This window comes from Nitrosopumilus oxyclinae (genome assembly GCF_013407165.1).
Lineage (GTDB): Archaea > Thermoproteota > Nitrososphaeria > Nitrososphaerales > Nitrosopumilaceae > Nitrosopumilus > Nitrosopumilus oxyclinae.
Map to the genome: position 1 here is coordinate 1,394,448 of NZ_CP026994.1, position 21,902 is coordinate 1,416,349.

Sequence of the window (21,902 nt, forward strand, 5' to 3'; positions counted from 1 at the left end):
GTTCTTCAAATCCTATTAATTACTTTCAAGAATTTGATAAAGCGTATATACGGCTCAACTTCATTTATGTTCAGCGGGGTGGGGAAGCCAGGTCATCCCGGCGGGCTCATAACCCGCAGTTCAGTAGTTCAAATCTACTCCCCGCTACTTATTTTCCATATACACAAAACCATGAAAGAGATTTATCAAATTTTGATGATTTGTTAATCGTTCTAATTCTTTGCAAGGGCCTACTTAGATGCCTATGTGCAGAAATTTTTGGAAGATATAGTTGTTGTTTGATATCTCTTGGAATTTCAGTAGTAATTTTTTTAGAATCTTTTTTTCCACAACGAATACACTGAAACCCTTGATTGATACCTTTAGATTTCATTTTTTTATGGCATTTATTGCATTGTGGATTTGATAGTGTAGTATTCTTTTCTAATGAAACAATATTAATAAATTCAAGATTAATTATTCGAGGGAAATGTTTCGAAGCTTTTCTAACTCCTCCACCAACACTAATTTTATCACCTTTTAACAAATTTGATGCAACTTTAGTCATACCTGTTGGTTTGTAAACAGCACACCAAAATTCATGGTTATTTGAATTAATTTTAAAAAATACATGACCCCCCTTTACAATTTTTGGTGTATTAGATACAATCCCAGAAATTTTTCCAGATGCATATGGTTTCATATTTTCAAAAGTTAATTCATTTTTCAAATGATCACCAGTTCCTTGATTTGATTTGAAGATCATATATCCATCTAATTTTTCAGTTGTTTTGATAATTTTAGTTGCATAAACCAAGGAATCAACATTTTCACCTCTAACGCCATAAAATACAGGGTCTGGACCATGTGGAGTAATTAAGACTCGGCCTTTCTTTGTATCAAAACTGTTAAACGTATTAGGAGAAGTTTTTTCCTGCATTTGTTTTACACTCGCAGTAGAAAGTTTTCTCTCTTTTCCAAATTTTGATTTTTTACGGTAGCTTAAAAGTTCCAATGTGTGATCTTGAAAATCATAACCTATTGCACCTATAGCACCAACTAATCCTTGACCATTTCCTTGGAAATGAATTTCAAGATTATTTTTTTTAGCAAATGTTTTTGCATTGTTTCGATTAATTAATTGCCATAAAGCTAATTTACTAAATTTAGTAAATTCAGATGGGATACTATCACTTTCAAAAAATACCAATCCTGGATTGGCACCATTTTCAGTATCAGAGTATTTTGAAACAAGATTTTTAATTTGTTTTTTAATTTTAGATGGATTTTTTGTCTTTATTTTAAAAGAAACGGCTCCATTTCCCCTAGTTTTCCACGGAATGTTAGGATTAAATCTAATTAATCGTGGAAAATCTAAAAATTCTGTTTTTTGTTTTTGAAGTAAATCAACAATTTTGTAAGCAAGAAATGTAGTACACATTCCTTTAGGTGAATCAGTGTCATCAAATCCAACATTTAGGATAGTTTCCTTTTCCATGACTTTTTTAAATTGATCAGACATTTTTAGTTGTTGTAAGCTTCAGTTGATTTAAATTAATAATATGTTATTCCAAGCTGAATTGATCATAATAGATGAAGCAAGAATTTTCAAAGAAATAGATGAAAAAAAACCAGCATCAGTTTCATTAAATGGTCCAGATGGCATGTTGCCTCAAGTTCAAGATATGGCAATCAAAATTTCAGCAAAATATGATATTCCAGCATATGTGTTAGCAGATACCACATGGGGAACTTGTGATTTGAATACAACAGGTTCAAAAATACTAGGAGCTGAAATTCAATTCAATATCGGACATACAATTAATACAGAATCATTAGAAGAAAATTTAGTTTTAATTGATGCTTTTGATGATGTCGGATTTGATAATGTTGCAGAGCAATGTACAGATCTTTTAAAGGGAAAATTAATTTCACTTGTTACAGACAGTCAACATTTACATCAAATGGATAGAGTTGAAAAAATTTTAACAAAAAACGGAATTAAAGTAAAAATTGGAAAGGGGAAAGGGCAATTAAATGACGGTCAAGTATTTGGTTGTGAATTTTATCCTGCAACAGAACTAAAAAAAGAAGTTGATGCCTATGTATTTTTAGGACAAAGTAATTTTCATGCTGCAGGAATTGCATTATCAACAAATTTGCCAACATTTGTGTTAGATCCTTATTTTAACGAAGTAAGAGAAGTAACAGAATTTGCACGTTCACTAAAAAAGAAAGCATCATTGGCAATATTCAAAGCAGCTGAAGCAAAATCATTTGGGATAATTATCGGATTAAAAGAAGGGCAATTATCAAAAGTGTTTGGTTTAAAATTTAAAAAAGAATTAGAAAAAGAAGGAAAGACAGTTCAGTTATTTGCACTTACAGACATTACAAATGAAAGATTAAACAATCTTAGAGGAATTGATGCATTTATTCAAGTTGCATGTCCAAGAATTTCCACAGATAATCAATTCGACAAGCCAGTATTGTCCACCCCACAGGCTAATGCACTTCTAAAAGTTTTACGAAAAGAAAGTATTGGTGAATATTTAGAAATTCCACATTGGTTATAGCTATAAAATTAATTTTTTAAATCGGACATCATTAGAGAGTTTTTCAAATATTTTTGATTTTTTAGCTTTAATTTTGTATTGTGCTCCTTGAGAGATAGCACGCTCAAGTAAATCTAATGCCTCATCATCTTTGGACAACATAACAAAACTACAAGACTTATCAAATAAAACATCCCCATTTTCAGGATAATCATTTAAAATTTGATTACAGCATTCAATAGATTCATCATAATTTTCCATAGAAAATAAAATTCTCTCTTTATGATACAATGCAATATTATATTTTGAATTATTATCTAAAATACCATTACATATGGATAATGCATCTACAAATTTTCCTTGTTTACGAAATGAAGAAATTTTGTTTACTAGTAGTGAAAGATCATCTGGAGAATTCTGTAAAGCAGCATCATAGCATTTTATTGCATTTTCAAAATCTTTTAGTTTACTGAGAGCATATCCCTTATTGTTAAGCGAGCTTACATGTTTGGGATTATCATCGAGAATTTTATCATAGTATGTAATGGCTTCACGTAATTTACCTGCTAAAAACAATCTATTGGCTTCATCTAAAATTGAATTTGTTCTTGGATCTTCCATATTATTAAGACCTAGGCTTGATTAAGATTTTTCCAAAGAGACCTTTACCTTTAAGCATTTTTGTATGTGCATCAGCAGCTTGCTCTAATGAATATACAGAATCAATAACAGACTTGATCTTGCCTTGTGACATCCAATACAGACCTTGTTCTAATTCAGCTCTAGTACCCTGAGTAGAGCCCAAAATGTTAATGCCTTTAAAGAAAATATGACGTAAATCAGTCTCAGCATCATAACCGGTTGTGGCACCAGTTGTTACAATTGTTCCACCATAATTTAGTAAAGTAAGTTCTTTGTTCCAATGAGAACCACCAATATGTTCAAAAATAACATCAACTCCAGGTACATCTCCTAAAGGTTTGGGAATTTTTTTAGTAATTGATCTTACCTCTTTATGCCAATCTTCTTTTCTATGATCAACGGCATAATCAGCACCAAGCTCCAATAATTTATCTAATTTATCAGGACTAGCAGTAGCAATTACGGTACATCCAAAAAGTTTTGCAATCTGTATTCCATAATTTCCAACTCCAGAACTGCCTCCCATTATCAAAACTATTTGGCCTGGTTGAATTTTTGCTCTACCTACCAACATATGCCACGAAGTTAACAAAGTCATTGATGCAGCAGCAGCTTGATCATATGAAACACCTTCCGGAATTTTTACAACATTAACTTCTGGAAGATGTGTAAATTCACAGTAACCTCCCCATAGTGGTCCTGTCTCAAAACCCCAAATAGTTCGTTTTTTACAATCAAATTCTCGTCCAGATGTACATAGTTTACAAACCCTACATGACATATTTCCATGTGAGACGACCCTATCACCAACTTTAATATTTTTAACATCACTACCAATAGCTGTTACTTCACCAGCAGCATCAGTTCCAGAAATATGAGGTAATGGAATTGCTAATGGTTTCCCTCTCATACCCCAGATATCATCGTAGTTGAGAGCAGCCGTTTCTACTTTAATTATGACCTCATTAGATTTCGGTTCAGGTATAGGAATATCTTTAATTTTTAAGATTTTAGAAAAATCATCATCAACAGAATATTGATCATATACTAGAGCTTTCATGATTTTTGTCTAATTTTTGAAGATATATGATTTATCAAGATCCATTAAACCACAAACAATTATAATCATAAATACAGAATTCTCAATATGTCTGAAAATGCAATATTTCCAGGAGACAAAATAGCATCTATTGAAGAATATGAGGCAGGAAATAATGCTTTTGACGATGGAGACATGGTTAGAGCAGCAACTATTGGAGAAAAAGATATTGACAAGGCATCACGAACTGTAAATGTAAAACACCCAAAACTTTTATCGATTCCAAAGGTAGGAGACATCATTATTGGAACAGTAGCAGCAGTCATGTCATCTATGATTGCAGTTTCAATTGATTACATTAATGGAAAACCTACAACATCAAAAGTTGAATGTATTTGTGGAACACGAAATTTAAGAATAAGAAATGTTGCATTAGTTAATGATATAGTTACATTAAAAATTCTAAATCATCTTAATGGAACTATTCACGCATCTATTAGTGAACCAAATTTAGGAATTTTATTTACAAAATGTAGAAAATGTGGTGGAAAAGTTATTCCAATGCGTGATGCAATAAAATGTACAGATTGTGCATGGATTGATGAGAGAAAACTTTCTGCAAACTTTGGAAATAGTGACTTCGTAAATTTAAGAGATTAAGAAATGATTCATGTTTCGTTCCAAGGTGAACGAGGTGCTTATAGTGAAGCTGCAGCAAGATCATTTTTTAATGAAAAAATTCAAACCGTACCTCAAACTACATTTGCAGAAGTGTTAGAAAGTACATCAAATGATAAAACACAATATTCAGTTTTACCAGTAGAGAATTCTATAGAAGGAAGTGTAGGTGAAAGTTATGATTTATTGTATTTAACATCTCTAAATGCAACAGGTGAAATTTATCACAGAATAGAACATTGTTTAATTGGAACCGGCAATATTGATCAAATAGATACAGTTTATTCACACCCTCAAGCTTTAGGTCAATGTAGGAAATTCATTGAAGAGCACAACATGAAAAAAATTCCAGCATACGATACTGCTGGAAGCGTAAAAATGATTAAAGAATTAAACAAAGATAACTGTGCATGTATTGCAAGTAAGGATGCAGCAGAAATCTACAACATGCCTATAATTTTAGAAAATATTGCAAATAATCTCAATAACTATACAAGATTTTTAATTCTGTCAAAAAAAAATAATTCTGAAACAAGAAATGATAAGACATCAATAATCTTTTCAATAAAACATGAACCTGGTTCTTTATTTAGAATAATAGAGAATTTCCATAAAAATAACGTCAATCTAACAAAAATTGAATCCAGACCAACCAAAGCAAACACTTGGGAGTACAATTTTTACGTGGATTTTGAAGGGCATCAAACTAATTCTAAAATTTCAAAAATGCTAGATTCAATAAAACAAGATACATTATTTATGAAAATTTTAGGATCTTATCCTTCTGCAAAACTAAACTAAAATCCTTTAGGCTTTCTTAGTGTGAACCCCATACTAAATCCAATGATAACCATACCTGATGTAATCACCATTAAATCATATGTGAACCAAATTGGATCAGAACTTCGAATTAATTCTCCAGTGACATGTAATTCGGAATCACCAGTGTTTTGAATCTTAATTCTTGTTTCACCATCTTCTAGATGAACCCAATCTAATTTTAATTCATTTTTATACGAACTGAGTGGAATTTGTAATCCTGTTGCAGGACTTGCAAGTTGTAGATCAAATGCTTCCCCTACAATCATCATATGCTGTGGGGTATGATTAGGAGCAGGAATTGTATATGACATTGAATCACCTATGGCCACTGTATAATCTTCATAAACCGTAAGTGGTCCAATATGTGTAAGTAAAGAATATCCGCCAATTGCAATAATTGCACCGCCAACTACTAATCCAATTATTGTTCTTTTAGAAAGCATGATGAAATTATTCTATATGCTGTTTAAAAAATTATCTACATCAAAGAAACATCATGAGGCTGACTCTCTGCAAATCCTGCTCTTGACATTTTGATAAATTCTGCATTCTCTTGCATTTGTGGAATTGTATGTGCACCACAATAGCTCAAACCAGAACGGACACCACCAGTTAGTTGTTTTAGAATATCAGTTACAGTTCCTTTGTATGGAACCATTGCTTCAACTCCTTCTGCAACATAATCATTTAAATCATCATCAAGTGATATTGAACCTGTTTCTTTAGATTTTCTACCAATAGATGCAGCTAGTGATGCCATACCACGATAAACTTTGAATCGTTTTCCATTTTTAGTTAAAACTGTACCAGGAGATTCATCAGTTCCTCCAAGCATACTGCCAACCATTACTGTTGAGGCACCAGAAGCTAATGCCTTTGTTGCATCACCAGAAGTTCTTGTCCCTCCATCAGAAATTATTGGAATTCCATGATCCTTTCCAACTTTAGCACAATCCATTACTGCAGTTAGTTGTGGAACTCCAGAGCCTGTAATTACTCTAGTAATACAAATTGAACCAGAACCTACACCCACCTTGACAGCATCTACACCTGCTTTAATCAAATCTTCAGCTCCTTGAGCAGTTGCAATATTTCCTGCAATTAATTCACAGTTAGGAAATGCTTTTTTGATGTTACGAATTGTACTGATTGCATTTTCACTATGTCCATGTGCAATATCGACAACAAGTACATCCACACCTGCTTCTAAAAGAGATTCACTTCTTTCTAAAAAGTCACCCTTAACTCCAACTGCAGCACCAACTAGTGGTCTACCTTTCTTATCTTTAGATGCATTTGGAAAATCTGCATTGTTTGTAATATCTTTACTTGTAATCAAACCTTTGATAAACCCAGAGTCATCAACAATAGGTAATTTTTCAATTCTATGTTTATGCAAAATTGCTTTAGATTCATCTAATGTAACTCCGAGTTTTGCAGTTACAACGTCTTTTGTCATCACATCTTGAATTTTACTGGTTTTATTTGCAAATAGTAAATCCCTTTCAGTCACTATTCCAATTAATTTTGAACTAGAATCAACAACCAAAAGACCTGAAATTTCTTTATCAAGTGCATAATCTAAAGCATTTTCAACGGATTTATCTGTAGAGATTGAATATGGATTTTCAATCATCACACTGCCTGATCTTTTAACTTTGAGAACTTCACTTGCTTGTTCTTCAATGGTCAAAAATCTATGAATAATTCCAATTCCTCCAGCCCGAGCCATGGCACTTGCCATAGAAGATTCAGTTACAGTATCCATATTTGCACTAACAAAAGGAATGTTTATTGTAATATTTCGAGATAATTTGGTAGATAGATCGGTCTGACTTCTACTTGTAATATCTGAATATTTGGGTACAAGAAGAACGTCGTCAAATGTTAATCCTTCTTTGAATTCCAATGAAACCTTGTTAAGAAAGTAAAATATTGATTATAAGCCTTTGTGTTATTTTGATAATTTAGAAGCGATCGTTACGGCATCTTTAGTTGCCTGAACATTGTGAGTACGAATAATATCAGCACCATTCATAACAGATACTACTTCTGCAGAAAGCGAGCCAAATAATCGATCATTTGGGTTCTCTTTTCCCAAAATTTTCCCTATGAATGATTTGTTTGAAACAGAGATAAGGATTGGATAATTTTTTGTGATGAGATTTAGATTTTGTAAAACGTGTAGATCTCTTTCTAACCAATCTGATTTAATTTTTGTAAAAAATGGTCCCTTTCCAGTTTTTCTAAAAAACCCAATAGCAGGATCTAATACAATTTGTTCTGAAGGAACATGTGATTTTTTTGCCATCTTTATGCTATCTTGAAGTAATTTTTTTGTAGTTGTTATAGGATTTCCAGAAACAAATTTTTGACTATATGCACATAAAATTAGAGATGGATTGTATTTAGAAATTACACCTTGCATATTTTTATCATATTTTAATCCAGAAATATCATTAATAATTTCAACTCCACATTCTAAAGCATCTTTTGCAACTGTTGCTCTACAAGTATCCACAGATATTGGAAGATTTGTAGAATTTTGAATAATTTTAATTGCATTTTGAATTCTTTTTGATTCTATTTTTTCTGAAACCGATGTTGACAGATATGGTGCAGTAGACATCCCTCCAACATCAATAAAATCTGCTCCTTGATCCTCCATTAGTTTAGCAGTATTTTTTATCACAGTTTTACTAGTATTAACAGACTTTTTGTAAAATGATTCAGGACTAGTGTTCATAATTCCCATTATTCGGACTGGATTCTTTCCACCCACACCTATATTCCCAATTTTTGCCACATGGTTTATCAAATCTAATACAATTTGAGTGATATGATGATTTTAGGTTGGAAAAAGAGGTACAAGGAGATTTTAAATGAATTCAAGTACGCTGAAAAAGAGGACAAAGAATCAGCTATTATTTTAAATTCAATTTTAAAAAAAACTAATGTTAACAAAAAAATCATCAATTTAATCAAAGGAAAAACAGTTTTGGTGATTGGTTCTGGACCGTCTTTAGCATCAGCCATTCCAAAATTAAAAAATTATAAAAAAATAGTAAAAATTGCTGCGGATAGTTCAATAAAACCACTTGTGGCAAATGGTATCATACCAGATATCATTGTAACAGATTTAGATGGAGATGTAAAAACACTTGAAAAAATTGGAAAAACTAAATGTGTTTTTGTTGTACATGCACATGGGGACAATATTGAAAAATTGGAATTTGTAAAAAAATTTAAAAATTGTATTGGAACAACACAGTCTACACCTTTTGATAAAATAGAAAATTATGGTGGTTTTACAGATGGAGATAGAGGAGTTTTTCTAGCAAACCATTTTCAAGCTAAAAAAATTATTTTGATGGGAATGGATTTTGGAGATCAAATTGGAAAATATTCAGAAACCAAAAGATCAGATAGAAAAAGAAAATTGATGAAATTGAAAAGAGGTGAATCTCTTTTGAAATGGCTATCATCGTTTACAAAGGCAGAATTGTTTACCACATCAAAGGCAATTGAAGGATTTAAAAAAATATCATACAAAGAACTGGATATTATAATTACCTAGAATGCATTTAATACCCATTCCACATTAATCAAATTATGAAATTCTCAGAGGAGCAAGTAAAAGAAATTGTTGCTTTAAAGGAGAGTTTGATTGAGCAAATTGACAAACATCAGGAAGGGATAGAGGCGTTAGAAAAAAATATTACAGTTTTAGACTCGTTTCTAAAAGACTCGAGTTTTACAAAGGCATCTCAATTAGAAATAAAAAAAGAGATAAAATCTGAAATCATAGAAAAAAAAGAGATAAAATCAAAATCTGAAATCATAGAAAAATCAGTAGAAAATTCAATTCCAATTAAAAGAGTCAACGATGGTAAGATTATCGCTAACGCTTTTGTTACAGCAGATCAGGTCTCCATAGTTTTAGATAATGAGATTATAATTAATGCAGACACTCCACCTTTCAAATCATTCTTTTTAGATAGAATAATTGGTGAAATGAAAAAGAAAGATGTCGTTGAAGCAGAAAATGGAAAAATTCAGAAAGAATCAGTGATTGATTACATTGTTAATAAAAATGGGGCAGATATTAGAGAAATTATCATTAAAAATTATAGACAAAAAGAAAGAGTGAACGAGTTAATTAACACAGCAGGATGGTCATTAACTAGAATGCTTGAGAATGTAAATAAGTGATAATATGGACAAAATTGTAGTTTTAGATTTTGGATCTCAGTACAGTCATTTGATTTGTAGAAGGATTAGAGAATTTTCAGTTTATGCAGAACTTGTTCCATATGATATTAGTTATGAGGAATTACAAAAACTAAATCCTACAGGGATAATTTTTTCTGGGGGTCCATCAAGTGTTTATAATTCAGATGCACCAATTCCAGAAAATAAAATTTTTGATATGAATTTACCACTTCTTGGAATTTGTTATGGACATCAATTAATTGTTAATAAATTTGGAGGTAAAGTGAAAAGAGCAAACAAAGAATATGGTTCATCATTACTAACAATTGATAGTGATAAAGATCTTCTAAACGGAGTTGGAGAATCAGTGAGGGCATGGATGAGTCACGGAGATGAAGCAGAACAAATTCCTGAAGGTTTCAAAGTTATTGGGCATACTGAAAATGCAAAAGCAGCGGCGATTGCATCTGAAGAAAAATCAATTTATGGCATTCAATTTCATCCAGAAGTAGTACATACAGAACAAGGTACAGAAATTCTAAAAAATTTTGTTTTAAAGGTTTGTGGTGCAAAACAAGATTGGACCATGGAGGGGTTTATCGATACAGCTGTTGAGAAAATTGCAAAGATAGATGGAAATGTACTTTGTGGAGTAAGTGGAGGTATTGACTCTACTGTTGTTGCATTATTAATTCACAAAGCAATAGGTGATAGACTAAAATGTGTTTTTGTAAATAATGGATTGTTACGATTAAACGAAGAAAAAGAGATAGAGGACATGTTTAAAGATAATTTCAAAGTAGATTTTACTTCAATTAATGCTGCTGAACAATTTCTTGGGAAACTCAAAGGAGTGGAAGATCCCGAAAAGAAACGAATGATCGTAGGAGAAGAATTTATTCATGTTTTTACGGATTTTGCTAAAAACAGTGGTCCTTTCAAATGGTTAGCTCAAGGTACATTGTATCCAGATGTAATTGAAAGCGGAGTATCAAAAGGGCCTGCATCAGTAATCAAATCTCATCATAATGTTGGAGGATTACCTGATTGGCTTAATTTAGAAATTTTAGAGCCATTAAGAGAATTGTATAAAGACGAAGTAAGAAAAATTGCTAAAATTCTTGAAGTTCCAGAAAAACTTTTCATGAGACATCCATTTCCAGGTCCAGGATTATCAGTTAGAATAATTGGAGAAGTAACTCCAACAAAACTCGAAATTTGTAAAGTTGCAAGTAAGATTGTAGAAGAAGAATTGATGACTGTAGGTTTGTATGAAAAAGTATGGCAGGCATATGCTGCAGTAGGGGATGATAGAGCAGTTGGAGTTGTGGGAGATGAGCGTAGATATGGAAATATTGTTATGATCAGAGTTGTAGATTCAGTTGATGCAATGACTGCAGATTGGACAAGATTACCACATGGATTATTAGAAAAGATGAGTAATAGAATAACAAATGAGATTGAAGATGTTACTTGGGTTACGTATACCATTTCAAGTAAACCACCTGCAACAATAGAGCCCCAATAGTGATTAAAATGGAATACGAAAAAATCTGTGATGAAATTTTAGAATGTGATAAAGATATTCGATATGTTGGGATATACGATTACGGAGAGCTTTACGATAAAATGAAACCAGGGCTTAAAAGTCATTTATCAAGGGAAGAGACTGAAATGTCCTTATCTCAAGCAGTGTATCGCTGGTCTACACGTAAAAAGACTGCAGATAAAATTGGAAAACCAATTTATGCATTAGCAAAATATGAGAAAATTTATCGAGTAACAGTTCCAATTGGCGGTGCAGGGTTAATTTTGATTAGTATTGAATTGAATGCGGATGTAAATATGATTGCAGAAAAAATTATAACAATTAAAAATAAACATTCTTCATAATCTGTGATTGATATGGATTTTCATGTTTTTGACTCTTATGTAAAAGCAAAAGATGGGCATACAATGCATTTTGATGTTGTTACAGATACAAGTGATTTAGAAAAAGCAATTTCCTATGCTAAAGAATGGCTAAAATCTATTGGTGAAGAATCATCAACAGTTACTGCAAATGAATGTAAATTTTGTCATACTCAATCAGTACCAGAAGATATGGAAATTGAAATAATGACTATTGGATATTCTATTTCAAAGATGGAAGGATGTCCGAACTAATCCACATCAATAATTTCTTCTGAAATTAAATATTGTATAGCAGATAATAGATCATTTTCTGAAATTGTTTCATCTGCATACCATACAAATATGTCATGAACCCATGCAGGGATTTTAGATTGTTCTGAAGTTTCAATTTGTAATGATTCAACTTCAGTTTCAACTTCAGGTTGTGATTCCTCAATATTTTGAGTTACTATTACTGGCTTGCTAGATTGAATTATAGAGAATGTTGAAGATATAGATGTCGGACCAGATTCAGAAAAAATCCTCAATCCATAATCACCAACAACATTTGTTTCATCGTCATCAGGATCAAGGTAATGTAATATCTGAACCCCGTATAGATCATCGTCTATGACTTTGGGAAGAATTTCAGTAGATTTTATAATATCTCCATCACTTAATCGTGATATTTCCATAAAGTGATAACCATGTTGTGGATCATAATTTTGAATTTCAATGTTAGCTCTAATCATTTGTGGAGTTTTATCTAAATCAATTACATTTCCAGAAAGAAAATCTATAGTGATAATTGGAATCTCTTCTAGTCCATAAATAGAATTTACTTGAAATAGCAGTAGTATTGAAAAAAATCCAATCATTATTTTTGAAATCAATTTTTATCTATAATTTATCAAATTTGATGGGTTATATCTATAATAGACAATTTTTTTAACAAACAGATTCCAATTTGGAAATATTAGTCAAGCATACATGCACCAAAAACACCTGCTGAATCTCCTAATTTATTTTTCAAAATAGGCGTATCAACCAAATCAGAAAAGACTTGATTGTAAATCAATTTTTTTCCTTCAGTATACAAAAAATCAATGTTTGATAAACCACCTCCTAAAACAATTGCATCAGGATCCAAAATATCAATAACATTTGCAAGGCCATACCCCAAATTTTCTAGAAATTCATTTTTCCATTTATCCCAATGTTCATTGTCTATACTGGTAAGTATTTCAGGAAGATGCTGATGCTTTCCTGTTAGTTGAGTCCAATGCTTTTCCAGTGATGGACCGCTAATGTAAGTCTCTACGCACCCAGTCTTTCCACAATAGCATGAATTTCCATTTCGATGTAATGTATGATGACCCCACTCACCTCCAATGTTAGTTCTTCCAGAATAGAGTTTTTTATTAATCACTATTCCTCCACCGACACCAGTTCCTAGTATAACACCAAAAACTAAATCAAAATCTACAGCAATCCCCAAAGTTGCTTCAGCCAATGCAAAACAATTGGCATCATTTTCCATAGAAATTTTTTTATCAAGTTTATTTTCTAAATCTTCTTTTAGTGATTTTCCAATCAAACATTGCGTGTTACTATTTTTAATCAATCCAGTTTGTTTAGAAATTGCACCAGGAGTACAAATTCCTAATGAATAATCAGATATGTTTTCAGATATGTCCATCACTAAAGATGAAATAGAGTCTAGAATTTTTCGATAATCATTTTGCGGTGTAGGAATTCTTTTTCTTTTAATTACATTGAAATTTTGATCTAACAGAACTGCTTCAATTTTGGTGCCACCTAAATCAACACCAAGTTTGTACATAAATTATTTATAGAAATTAAAACGCTTAAGCTTAACTAAAATTTTACCCCATTCCGCCAGGGGCACCGGATATTGCAATAACATCATCAATTCTAAGTATCATACATGCAGCTTCAGTTGCAGATTTAATTATCTGTTCTTTAACTACAATTGGTTCTACAACGTTGATTGCCATCATATCTGCTATCTTCATATTTCTAGCATCAATTCCAGTCCATTTTTGACCTTGATTTTGTTTTGCTCTAAGATTAGCCATTGTATCAATTGGATCCATTCCTGCATTTTCAGCGATAGTAAGTGGAATTGTTTCTAATGCTTCTGCATATTTTTTAATTGCAAGTTGTTCTCTTCCATCAAAATTATCAGCCCAGTCTTTGAGTAGGGATGCTGCAAATGCTTCAGGTGCACCACCACCAGCTACAATTGCTGGTTTTTCAATTACATCTTTTACAACCATCAAAGAATCATGAATTGAACGATCAACTTCATCAATTACTCTTTGAGTTCCACCACGGATTAACATTGTAACTGATTGTGGATGTTTACATCCTTCAATGAAGACCCATTTATCAGATTCAACTTTCTTTTGATGAGCTAAATCTGCAATACCAAGATCATTTTCTGAAAGATCATCAATATTACTAATTACACGTCCTCCTGTTGCTTTTGCAAGTTTAATCATATCACTTTCTTTAACACGACGAACTGCCATAATTCCATATTTTGCCAGATAGTGTTGTGAAATATCATCAATTCCTTTTTGACAAATTAATACATTAGCTCCTACATCATGCAGTTTGTCAACCATAGCTTTCAACATTCGGTTTTCTTCTTCTAAGAACATCTGCATTTGAGTTGGGTCAGTAATTCTAATTTCTGCACTTAATTCAGTTTTTTCAATTTCTAATGCTGAATTAAGTAATGCAATTTTTGCATGTTCAATTTTTGTAGGCATTCCACTATGAACAATTTCTTTATCTAAAACAATTCCTTTGATAATTTGTGTATCATCAATTGAACCACCAGCTTTCTTTTCTACTTTAATATTTTCAAGGTCAACAGTAAAAGTATCACCTTTCTTTGTTGCAATACTTAGAATAGCATCAACTATAATTTTAGAAAGGAATGTACTATCTTCAGAGATTAATTTTGATTGCATACTAGTTGTAGCGATTTTTAATAGTGATGCTCGATCATCAGGCTGGATTTTTTTTGCCATGTCTGAGTAAATTTCAAGGGTTTTATCAGCTGCTGCTTGATATCCATCAATAATAGTTGAAGAATGAACATCTTTGTTTAGAAGATCTTCTGCTCTAGCCAATAATGCACCTCCAAAAATTACAGAAGATGTTGTACCATCTCCTACTTCATTATCAACAGTTTTAGAAATTTCAACCATCATTTTGGCTGCAGGATGCTGAACATCAATTTCTTTTAGAATTGTAGCACCATCATTTGTAATTGTAACATCACCTAAGGAATCAACTAACATTTTATCAAGACCTCTTGGTCCAAGACTGCTTCTAACTAATTGTGCAACTAATTTTGCTGCTGCGATATTATTTTGTTGAGCATCTTTGCCTTTTTGCTGTAATGCGCTCTCTTTGAGAACTAAAACAGGTCCATTTGGTCCTTGTTGAATTGATGCCATTTAGATTCAGCTTCAATCCACTGAATCCCCCTTTTTAACATTACTTAGTAGATCGGTGAAATGTAACTACGTTTTTTCACATCGACAATTCCACCACAAAGAATTCGAACAGATGGAAGAGCCAAGAATGGTAAGAATAATGGAATCAAATGTGGTCTAGAAAATTTAGAACCTGAATCTACAATAGTATTATTGATTTTTTCAAAATTGGATGAAACTTTTTCAAAAGAATCTGTGGAGATAATACCACCAAACTGTAAAGGTAATGAAGCAGTAATCTTTCCAGATTTTACTACAACAAGTCCACCTTGATTTTTGATGAGATGATTTGATGCAATTGCCATATCAGAATCATTTGAACCAATTACGATCATGTCATTTTCATGAAAACTCCATGTTGAAGCAAAAGCACCAATGTCTGCACCAAAATTTTCAAGAAATCCTATAGAATGTTTACCAGTTCCATGAATTCTATCAAAGGCTGCAACTTTCCAAATATCTGAATCTAATGAGGCAGAAACATGCCCATCTTTAGTATGAAGTTCAGCAGAACCTAACTTTGTAATAATTTCAGTTTGCATATAGATAGTATTTGCAATTACATCTTTCTTTTTTGATTTTATTGCAAAGTCATTTTTAGAGAAATTTTTCAGTTTTACAGTTTTTTTAATCCAAGGTGAAATCATTTGTTTTTTAATCGGGGCAACTATTTGTCCATTTGACACAACCAGTTTACCTCCGATATAGACTCTGTTGGGTTTGAATGATTTTAAATCATCAAAAACTAGAATGTCTGCTAATTTACCAGGAGCTATACCACCCAGATCTTTTCCCATATTATAATAATCAAAATTATTCTTTGATGCCATGGTAACTGCATCTATTGGTTTTAGGCCAAGGTTGATTGATTCTCGAATACAATGATCTATATGGCCAAATTCAGATATATCTAGAGGATCAAGACCATCTGAACAAAACATTAATCGATTAAGATATGTCCCATGAGACAAAACATATGGAATTATTTCCTTTAAATCGCGTCTAATTGAACCCTCTCTAATCATTATCCACATTCCAAGACGTAGTCTTTCTAAAACTTGATCAAAATTAATTGGTTCATGACAAGATAGAATTCCAGATGAGACATATGCATTAAGTTTTTTCTCACTTGCTCCAGCAGTATGTCCATTAATTATGCAATCACATTCCAACATCGATGAAAGTGATTTCATTGTTTTTGGATCACGCGAAGTAACTTTTGTCCAAGAAAAAACTTCTCCCAATCCAAGTACATGTGGATGTTTGATAGCAGTTTTTTCTTGTGATAATGATAACGATTTACTACTACTAAATTTTGCATCTACTGGAAGACCGCCTGGAACTACTTGAAAAATTCGGATTGGGAGATTCTCACCAAGTTTTAAAAATTCTTGAAAACCTCGATATCCCCCTACACTAACGATATCGATAGGATCAGAAAATAGAGATGTTACACCACAGAGTAAAGCCTTTTTTGCAAATTCAGATGGCAAGACAAATTGATCAATATGTAAATGAGGATCTGCAAAACCAGGACTAACATATTTTCCTTTTACATCAATTGTAATAGTTTTTGGACCAACTGTATGTGTAGCGTCTGGTCCAACGTACGCTATTCTATCTTTAATAATTGCAATCTGAATCTCTGGAATAATTTCCCGAGTATAGACTGACATTAAATTACAATTTTTTAAAACCAGATCGGCTTTCTTATCACCCATTGCTACAGAGTTAAGAGACAAGATCGAATTTGCTAGGCTCGAATTCACTTCTTTTAATTGGAATTTGCGCCTATTATAGATTCAATGTATAAATTACGGTTGAAGAGGTTTTTGTGATATGAACATTCCTAAGGTGATCAGAAAGTATTGTGCAAAATGTAATGCACATACTGAACAAAAGATCTCCATTTACAAGGCTGGAAAAAGACGTGGTTCTGCTGCTGGTGAACGCCGACATGCAGAGCGTAAAAAAGGATATGGTGGACAAAAATTCCCAAAATTAGCAAAACCAGCCAAAGTTACAAAGAAAGTTACTCCTATTATGACATGTACTGTATGTAAAAAGAAATACAATAAAAAAGGCGTTAGAATTAAGAAATTTGAGTTGATAGCAGCATGAAGAAAGATCATATTGAAATTCCAAAGCCATCTAGTAAGTTTCAAAAAGTCAATTGCAATGAATGCGGTGAACTACAAGTAGTTTATTCACATGCATCAACTAAAGTAGCATGTAATTCCTGTGGAAATACTATTTCAGAACCAACTGGATCTAAAGCACAAATCAATGGTAAAATCTCAGGCAGTGCCGAGTAAATCATAATCCTTTTTAGAATTTAGATTAAATGCAATTCTCTTATCATCAATTATGATATAATTTTCATCTAAATTTTCTAAAGAAGAGACTTTTTCGGAATTTACCAAAGAAATTCCAGTGTAATGACATGTTTGACCATCAAAATTAACAGAGAAATCAGATTCTAAACCAAGAGCGGTTAAGAATTTGTTAGTTACAAGAATACTAGTCCAAATTTTTTTAGGATCAAATTGATTAGTGATTTTTTTGATTATTTCTTCATCAAGTAAAGGTAAATCACCGGAAATTACTAACACATGATCATTGATTGTTCTTAATGTGGAATTTAGATCTTCTACATAACCAATTCCTGATGTATCAAAAGTTTCAATGTTATTTTCTTCGAGTAATTTTTTTGTCTTAGGGGAATTACAACTAGTAACGGCTAGAATTTTTGAAAAAGAATTTGAGTTTTTTAATGAATGAACAACATGTAGAATTACAGGTTTTTTAAATTTGAGTAATAGTTTTTCATCATCTAAATTCATTCTAGTACCTTTGCCGCCAGCCATTACAAGACAGATCATATTGAAACAAACACCATCAAAGAAGCTAATCGAGTGAATTCATTGGTGGCTCCTAGCACATCACCAGTAACACCACCAAAACTACGAGTGGATAAAGCCAGGAGAAACATTGTCAAAACAATAGTTACACCAAGCATTATCAATCCTGTTGTTTCACCAATTACAATTACAGGAATAAGCATTATGAGAAATGCTGCTGTGAGTTTTTTCTTATCTTTCATGAATTCAACAAAAGGAGAATTTGATCCTAATGAAGCTGATTTGCCCAAACTAGCCATCAAAACCATTGAAAATTTTGCCAAAATTTCACTAATCAAAATTGCCTTAAACAAATCAAATCCACTTGTAAGAGAAATAGTAATTATCAAACCAATGAGATACAATACAATTGTAACAATTCCTGCCGAACCTGTAGAAAGATCCTTCATTGCTTTGAGTTTTTTATCTTTTGATCCTTTCACCATCAATCCATCTGCAAAATCAGCTAAACCATCGGCATGATGTATACCTGTAACTATTGCAATAGATGCAACAACTAACAAACTAACCAACAATGGTTCCAAAAAGAAAGATAGTCCAAAACCTAATGAACCAATTAAAAGTCCAATAGCTATTCCAACTATAGGAAACATGAACATGTATTTTGCAATAGTATCTAACGAAGCATTTGTTGATGGGAATATTGTTAAAAATGAAAAAACAGATCCAATTTCTTTAAACAAGTACCCACCATCCTACAATAGACAAAATAAAAATTATTGGAATAGATACAATTCCAAAAAAGAGTACAGAGGTAAGTTTCATAATAGAAATTGCAGAATGTACATCCTCTTTTGTTAGAATTATTTCACCATCGCCTAATTTGTAATGATTAATTTTTTCAAATTTTGTTTCTAAAGCTCCAGCTAAAGCAGCCATAGGATATCCAGCATTAGGACTTTCAGTTTTTTTACCATCTCTGATCATTATTTTGTAAGACTCTCTCCAATTATTTTGTAAAATTGCAGCAGAAATTATCATTATAATCCCTGTCAGTCTAGATGGAATATAATTTAGAATACTGTCACAAGTTGCTGCAAACCAACCAACATTTTTAAAAATATCAGTTTTGTATCCAACCATAGAATCTGCGGTGTTAATTATACGATATACAAATGCTCCAGGCAATCCAAGAAGAGCATAATAAAATAATGGCCCAGTGATTCCATCGACGGTATTTTCACTAATACTCTCAAGTACACCTGAAAGTACATGATTTTTGTCTAAATTTTTGGTATTACGCTTAACAATCATAGATAAGTGAATTCTTGCCAAATCAAGATTATCCTCATCTAAGGATTCTATAACAGATTTTGCATGTTTTTCCATTCCACGAATAGCAATTGTAGTTTTTAATAACAATCCACCAACAATTACAAAAACAATCAGTGATAGATAATCAATAGTTATCAACGAAATTCCAATATTCAAAACAAAAAGTAGTAGAATTACTAAACCAGAAGTAATAGTAACAACACAGACACCTCCAAATTTTTCTATCACAGGATGTTCATTTTTTGCCATAGGAGTAAGTTTAGCAATCAAAGTTCCAATCCAAGCTGTAGGATGATATTTATTTTTAGGATCTCCAAACTTCAAATCAAGTAAAATTGCAAAACCAATTACAAAAATAGATTCAATAATCATTTCAACATCTTCTCAATAGATTGTATATCAAGATTAGATTCTACAGTTTTTGCCAATTTATTTAATTCATTGTCAATTTTTGAAATATTTCTCTTAGTCCATTGAATATCTTTAGGAGTGGCATTAAGTGAATCTTCTTCAGGTAGGTCTAATGGGATTAATGGAATAGTGCCTACAACAGGTATTTTTGTAATATTTTTGAGTTTTTTAAATCCAGGTTTTAATACGTCTAAATCTCCTCTGAATTTGTTAAAGATGAAACCTTTTACAAGTTTTTGATATTTTTTTTCAATTAAAGCCATGGTTCCAACTAGACTTGCAAAAGAACCACCTTTGTCAATATCTGAAACCAATAAAACAGATGCATTAGCTTTTTGAGCAATCCTCATGTTTGCAATATCAAATTTTTGTAAATTAATTTCAGCTGGAGAACCTGCACCTTCTAAAATAACTAAATCATAGTTTTTCTGCAATATTTTAAGAGATTTAACTGCAACATCAATTCCTTTTTGATTTACAAATTTTTCATAATATTCTTTTGCGTGCATTTTCTTGTATCGTTTTCCATTTAGATATACAATACTGTTGTAGTTTCCTATTGGTTTTAGTAAAATTGGATTTAGATCAGGAGTAATTTCGCATCTAGAACCAATAGCCTGAATTGCTTGAGCACGAGAAATCTCAAATTCAGGCGTAACATATGCAAAATTTGACATATTTTGAGATTTGAAAGGTGCAACACGGTAACCTTTATCAGAAAAAATTCTGCAAAGCGCTGCCACCAACGTTGTTTTTCCTGCTCCAGAAGAAGTTCCTTGAATCATCAAAGATTTCATTTTATTTTCTCCAATACATTTACAAGTTTTAAATTGTCTTTATGGGCTTTAACAGCAATTCTAATATGATGGTTATCTAATCCTCTAAAATTTTTACAATCTCTGATCAAAATTTTGTGTTCGAGTAATTTCTTTTGTAATTCGGTCGAATTTTTTTTTGTTTTAATTAAAATGAAATTAGTTGAAGAGTCATCACAATCAAATCCTTTTAATTTATTTATTTTATTTCTTAAAAAGATTAATTCTTTTTCAATAATAGAATTAGATTTAACAAGATGAGATTTATTTTTAAGGGCAGTATTTGCTGCATCTTGAGCTAACGAATTTACGCTCCACGGTATTTGTATTTTTTTTAAAACGTTAATGATTTCTTTTGAGCCTGCTGCATATCCAATACGGATTCCAGGTAATGCAAATGATTTAGTTAACGAACGTAAAACAAAAAGATTTTTGTGATTTTTAACATATGATATAATCGATTCATTTGATGCTGGAACCATTTCTATAAAACATTCATCTAAAAATACAATTGTAGATAATTTTTTTGCTTTTTTAATTATTTGTAGTAATTCTTTTTTTGATAATAATTGTCCTGTTGGATTATTTGGATTACAGATGAATACACACCCATTTTTTGGAATTTTTGAAATGAATACATCAAGATTTTTAGATAAATTCATTGTTTTAAAATAAGAAATTTGACATTCATTGAGTTTAGCTACTGCTTCATATTCTTGAAAAGTTGGAATTGGGATCAACACTTTAGTTTTTTTAGATAAAAATGCAAAACAGAAATTATAAAGAATTTCAATTGCACCATTCCCAACTATCAGATTTGATTTTTCTAATTTTGTATATTTTTTTAGGCTTGAAATCACCGTTGATGAACTAGAATCTGGATAGTGTTTGATATTTTCAATATTTTTTTTAAGAGATTTTTTTACAGTAAATGGAGTACCTGCAGGCGATACATTTGAACTAAAATCGATGATTTTTGAATCAATGCTTTGTGAAGAATTTCGTCCCCCATGAAGTACTGGTATATGATTAATGATCGAGGGTTTTGTTCGTATTTTCACAGTTCCAAATAGAATTAGTCGATTTAGTATGTTTGGGTAATACAGAAAACGATTATTAGTTGAAAC

25 protein-coding genes and 1 tRNA gene are annotated in these 21,902 nt (G+C 31.7%); 11 read left to right on the forward strand and 15 right to left on the reverse strand.

Translation table 11 applies throughout. The annotated features are described in order from the left end of the window. Positions 1-72: 72 nt before the first annotated feature. A tRNA-Met gene (locus C5F49_RS08375) sits at positions 73-147 on the forward strand. Position 148: 1 nt separating this feature from the next. Here C5F49_RS08375 and C5F49_RS08380 read toward each other — a convergent pair. Beyond that, positions 149-1,477, reverse strand: a complete 1,329-nt coding sequence (locus C5F49_RS08380; RefSeq protein ID WP_425489652.1) for a TiaS agmantine-binding domain-containing protein — start codon at positions 1,475-1,477, stop codon at positions 149-151. Positions 1,478-1,559: 82 nt separating this feature from the next. On the opposite strand from C5F49_RS08380, the gene dph2 reads away from it, so the two are divergent. Continuing rightward, positions 1,560-2,555, forward strand: a complete 996-nt coding sequence (dph2, locus tag C5F49_RS08385) for a diphthamide biosynthesis enzyme Dph2 (protein ID WP_179362525.1) — start codon at positions 1,560-1,562, stop codon at positions 2,553-2,555. On the opposite strand, the gene C5F49_RS08390 is transcribed toward dph2, so the two are convergent. Both C5F49_RS08390 and C5F49_RS08395 read right to left on the reverse strand, forming a co-directional pair. After that, positions 2,556-3,155 carry a tetratricopeptide repeat protein gene (locus C5F49_RS08390; protein WP_179362526.1) on the reverse strand — a complete coding sequence of 200 codons (600 nt, stop codon included), beginning with the start codon at positions 3,153-3,155 and terminating at the stop codon, positions 2,556-2,558. Positions 3,156-3,159: 4 nt separating this feature from the next. Beyond that, a complete protein-coding gene (locus tag C5F49_RS08395) occupies positions 3,160-4,236 on the reverse strand; it encodes a zinc-binding dehydrogenase (protein WP_179362527.1) in 1,077 nt (358 codons plus the stop codon). Between the two features lie 87 nt (positions 4,237-4,323). Here C5F49_RS08395 and C5F49_RS08400 point away from each other — a divergent pair, with 87 nt between their 5' ends. Continuing rightward, complete coding sequence (locus tag C5F49_RS08400; protein ID WP_179362528.1) at positions 4,324-4,875, forward strand: exosome complex RNA-binding protein Csl4; 552 nt, start codon at positions 4,324-4,326, stop codon at positions 4,873-4,875. A gap of 3 nt (positions 4,876-4,878) precedes the next feature. Beyond that, complete coding sequence (gene pheA / locus C5F49_RS08405; RefSeq protein WP_179362529.1) at positions 4,879-5,694, forward strand: prephenate dehydratase; 816 nt, start codon at positions 4,879-4,881, stop codon at positions 5,692-5,694. Here pheA and C5F49_RS08410 read toward each other — a convergent pair. From C5F49_RS08410 to folP, 3 genes are read right to left on the reverse strand one after another with little or no spacing between them, the layout of a single operon-like run. Continuing rightward, complete coding sequence (locus C5F49_RS08410; protein WP_179362530.1) at positions 5,691-6,158, reverse strand: hypothetical protein; 468 nt, start codon at positions 6,156-6,158, stop codon at positions 5,691-5,693. The genes pheA and C5F49_RS08410 overlap by 4 nt on opposite strands. A 35-nt stretch (positions 6,159-6,193) precedes the next feature. Beyond that, positions 6,194-7,624, reverse strand: a complete 1,431-nt coding sequence (gene guaB / locus C5F49_RS08415; RefSeq protein ID WP_179362531.1) for an IMP dehydrogenase — start codon at positions 7,622-7,624, stop codon at positions 6,194-6,196. 45 nt (positions 7,625-7,669) lie between these two features. Beyond that, entirely contained in the window at positions 7,670-8,521 is an 852-nt protein-coding gene (gene folP / locus C5F49_RS08420) for a dihydropteroate synthase (RefSeq protein ID WP_218841237.1), read from the reverse strand. A gap of 33 nt (positions 8,522-8,554) precedes the next feature. Here folP and C5F49_RS08425 point away from each other — a divergent pair, with 33 nt between their 5' ends. From C5F49_RS08425 to C5F49_RS08445, 5 genes are read left to right on the forward strand one after another with little or no spacing between them, the layout of a single operon-like run. Next, positions 8,555-9,292: a 6-hydroxymethylpterin diphosphokinase MptE-like protein gene (locus C5F49_RS08425; protein ID WP_179362532.1), complete on the forward strand. Its 738-nt coding sequence runs from the start codon at positions 8,555-8,557 to the stop codon at positions 9,290-9,292. 35 nt (positions 9,293-9,327) lie between these two features. Beyond that, a complete protein-coding gene (locus C5F49_RS08430) occupies positions 9,328-9,927 on the forward strand; it encodes a hypothetical protein (protein ID WP_179362533.1) in 600 nt (199 codons plus the stop codon). Positions 9,928-9,931: 4 nt separating this feature from the next. After that, positions 9,932-11,455: a glutamine-hydrolyzing GMP synthase gene (guaA, locus tag C5F49_RS08435; RefSeq protein WP_179362534.1), complete on the forward strand. Its 1,524-nt coding sequence runs from the start codon at positions 9,932-9,934 to the stop codon at positions 11,453-11,455. 8 nt (positions 11,456-11,463) lie between these two features. Next, positions 11,464-11,820 (forward strand): hypothetical protein, encoded by a 357-nt coding sequence (locus tag C5F49_RS08440; protein WP_246275329.1) that lies wholly within the window; start codon positions 11,464-11,466, stop codon positions 11,818-11,820. A 12-nt stretch (positions 11,821-11,832) separates the two neighbouring features. Next, the gene (locus C5F49_RS08445) at positions 11,833-12,093 is read left to right on the forward strand and encodes a DUF2024 family protein (RefSeq protein WP_179362536.1); all 261 of its coding nucleotides are present in this window, start codon (positions 11,833-11,835) and stop codon (positions 12,091-12,093) included. On the opposite strand, the gene C5F49_RS08450 is transcribed toward C5F49_RS08445, so the two are convergent. From C5F49_RS08450 to C5F49_RS08465, 4 genes are all read right to left on the reverse strand, one after another. Further along, entirely contained in the window at positions 12,090-12,698 is a 609-nt protein-coding gene (locus C5F49_RS08450) for a hypothetical protein (protein ID WP_179362537.1), read from the reverse strand. The genes C5F49_RS08445 and C5F49_RS08450 overlap by 4 nt on opposite strands. A gap of 98 nt (positions 12,699-12,796) precedes the next feature. Then, a complete protein-coding gene (locus C5F49_RS08455) occupies positions 12,797-13,663 on the reverse strand; it encodes an ROK family protein (RefSeq protein WP_179362538.1) in 867 nt (288 codons plus the stop codon). A gap of 43 nt (positions 13,664-13,706) precedes the next feature. Beyond that, positions 13,707-15,314: a thermosome subunit beta gene (gene thsB, locus C5F49_RS08460; protein WP_179362539.1), complete on the reverse strand. Its 1,608-nt coding sequence runs from the start codon at positions 15,312-15,314 to the stop codon at positions 13,707-13,709. Between the two features lie 44 nt (positions 15,315-15,358). Beyond that, entirely contained in the window at positions 15,359-17,074 is a 1,716-nt protein-coding gene (locus C5F49_RS08465) for an adenine deaminase (RefSeq protein ID WP_179363646.1), read from the reverse strand. 118 nt (positions 17,075-17,192) lie between these two features. Here C5F49_RS08465 and C5F49_RS08470 point away from each other — a divergent pair, with 118 nt between their 5' ends. Together C5F49_RS08470 and C5F49_RS08475 are read left to right on the forward strand one after the other, a co-directional pair. Continuing rightward, positions 17,193-17,474 (forward strand): 50S ribosomal protein L44e, encoded by a 282-nt coding sequence (locus C5F49_RS08470; RefSeq protein ID WP_179362540.1) that lies wholly within the window; start codon positions 17,193-17,195, stop codon positions 17,472-17,474. Next, a complete protein-coding gene (locus C5F49_RS08475) occupies positions 17,471-17,668 on the forward strand; it encodes a 30S ribosomal protein S27e (RefSeq protein WP_179362541.1) in 198 nt (65 codons plus the stop codon). The genes C5F49_RS08470 and C5F49_RS08475 overlap by 4 nt, the downstream gene beginning before the upstream one ends. Here C5F49_RS08475 and C5F49_RS08480 read toward each other — a convergent pair. From C5F49_RS08480 to C5F49_RS08500, 5 genes are read right to left on the reverse strand one after another with little or no spacing between them, the layout of a single operon-like run. Continuing rightward, complete coding sequence (locus C5F49_RS08480; RefSeq protein ID WP_179362542.1) at positions 17,651-18,235, reverse strand: NTP transferase domain-containing protein; 585 nt, start codon at positions 18,233-18,235, stop codon at positions 17,651-17,653. The two genes, C5F49_RS08475 and C5F49_RS08480, sit on opposite strands and share 18 nt — an antisense overlap. Beyond that, entirely contained in the window at positions 18,232-18,957 is a 726-nt protein-coding gene (cobS, locus tag C5F49_RS08485; protein WP_179362543.1) for an adenosylcobinamide-GDP ribazoletransferase, read from the reverse strand. Before cobS ends, C5F49_RS08480 begins: the two co-directional genes overlap by 4 nt. Then, entirely contained in the window at positions 18,950-19,921 is a 972-nt protein-coding gene (locus tag C5F49_RS08490) for a cobalamin biosynthesis protein (RefSeq protein WP_179362544.1), read from the reverse strand. Before C5F49_RS08490 ends, cobS begins: the two co-directional genes overlap by 8 nt. Beyond that, positions 19,918-20,757, reverse strand: a complete 840-nt coding sequence (locus tag C5F49_RS08495; protein WP_179362545.1) for a cobyric acid synthase — start codon at positions 20,755-20,757, stop codon at positions 19,918-19,920. Before C5F49_RS08495 ends, C5F49_RS08490 begins: the two co-directional genes overlap by 4 nt. Then, positions 20,754-21,836 (reverse strand): pyridoxal phosphate-dependent aminotransferase, encoded by a 1,083-nt coding sequence (locus C5F49_RS08500; protein WP_179362546.1) that lies wholly within the window; start codon positions 21,834-21,836, stop codon positions 20,754-20,756. The genes C5F49_RS08495 and C5F49_RS08500 overlap by 4 nt, the downstream gene beginning before the upstream one ends. Positions 21,837-21,902 lie beyond the last annotated feature (66 nt).

Coding starts and splice junctions, on each gene's coding strand:
- C5F49_RS08380 (WP_425489652.1), bottom strand. CDS start 1,477: ATGGAAAAGGAAACTATCCTAAATGTTGGATTTGATGACACTGATTCA.
- C5F49_RS08390 (WP_179362526.1), bottom strand. CDS start 3,155: ATGGAAGATCCAAGAACAAATTCAATTTTAGATGAAGCCAATAGATTG.
- C5F49_RS08395 (WP_179362527.1), bottom strand. CDS start 4,236: ATGAAAGCTCTAGTATATGATCAATATTCTGTTGATGATGATTTTTCT.
- C5F49_RS08400 (WP_179362528.1), top strand. CDS start 4,324: ATGTCTGAAAATGCAATATTTCCAGGAGACAAAATAGCATCTATTGAA.
- pheA (WP_179362529.1), top strand. CDS start 4,879: ATGATTCATGTTTCGTTCCAAGGTGAACGAGGTGCTTATAGTGAAGCT.
- C5F49_RS08410 (WP_179362530.1), bottom strand. CDS start 6,158: ATGCTTTCTAAAAGAACAATAATTGGATTAGTAGTTGGCGGTGCAATT.
- C5F49_RS08425 (WP_179362532.1), top strand. CDS start 8,555: ATGATGATTTTAGGTTGGAAAAAGAGGTACAAGGAGATTTTAAATGAA.
- C5F49_RS08430 (WP_179362533.1), top strand. CDS start 9,328: ATGAAATTCTCAGAGGAGCAAGTAAAAGAAATTGTTGCTTTAAAGGAG.
- guaA (WP_179362534.1), top strand. CDS start 9,932: ATGGACAAAATTGTAGTTTTAGATTTTGGATCTCAGTACAGTCATTTG.
- C5F49_RS08440 (WP_246275329.1), top strand. CDS start 11,464: ATGGAATACGAAAAAATCTGTGATGAAATTTTAGAATGTGATAAAGAT.
- C5F49_RS08445 (WP_179362536.1), top strand. CDS start 11,833: ATGGATTTTCATGTTTTTGACTCTTATGTAAAAGCAAAAGATGGGCAT.
- C5F49_RS08450 (WP_179362537.1), bottom strand. CDS start 12,698: ATGATTGGATTTTTTTCAATACTACTGCTATTTCAAGTAAATTCTATT.
- C5F49_RS08455 (WP_179362538.1), bottom strand. CDS start 13,663: ATGTACAAACTTGGTGTTGATTTAGGTGGCACCAAAATTGAAGCAGTT.
- thsB (WP_179362539.1), bottom strand. CDS start 15,314: ATGGCATCAATTCAACAAGGACCAAATGGACCTGTTTTAGTTCTCAAA.
- C5F49_RS08465 (WP_179363646.1), bottom strand. CDS start 17,074: ATGGGTGATAAGAAAGCCGATCTGGTTTTAAAAAATTGTAATTTAATG.
- C5F49_RS08470 (WP_179362540.1), top strand. CDS start 17,193: ATGAACATTCCTAAGGTGATCAGAAAGTATTGTGCAAAATGTAATGCA.
- C5F49_RS08475 (WP_179362541.1), top strand. CDS start 17,471: ATGAAGAAAGATCATATTGAAATTCCAAAGCCATCTAGTAAGTTTCAA.
- C5F49_RS08480 (WP_179362542.1), bottom strand. CDS start 18,235: ATGATCTGTCTTGTAATGGCTGGCGGCAAAGGTACTAGAATGAATTTA.
- C5F49_RS08490 (WP_179362544.1), bottom strand. CDS start 19,921: ATGATTATTGAATCTATTTTTGTAATTGGTTTTGCAATTTTACTTGAT.
- C5F49_RS08495 (WP_179362545.1), bottom strand. CDS start 20,757: ATGAAATCTTTGATGATTCAAGGAACTTCTTCTGGAGCAGGAAAAACA.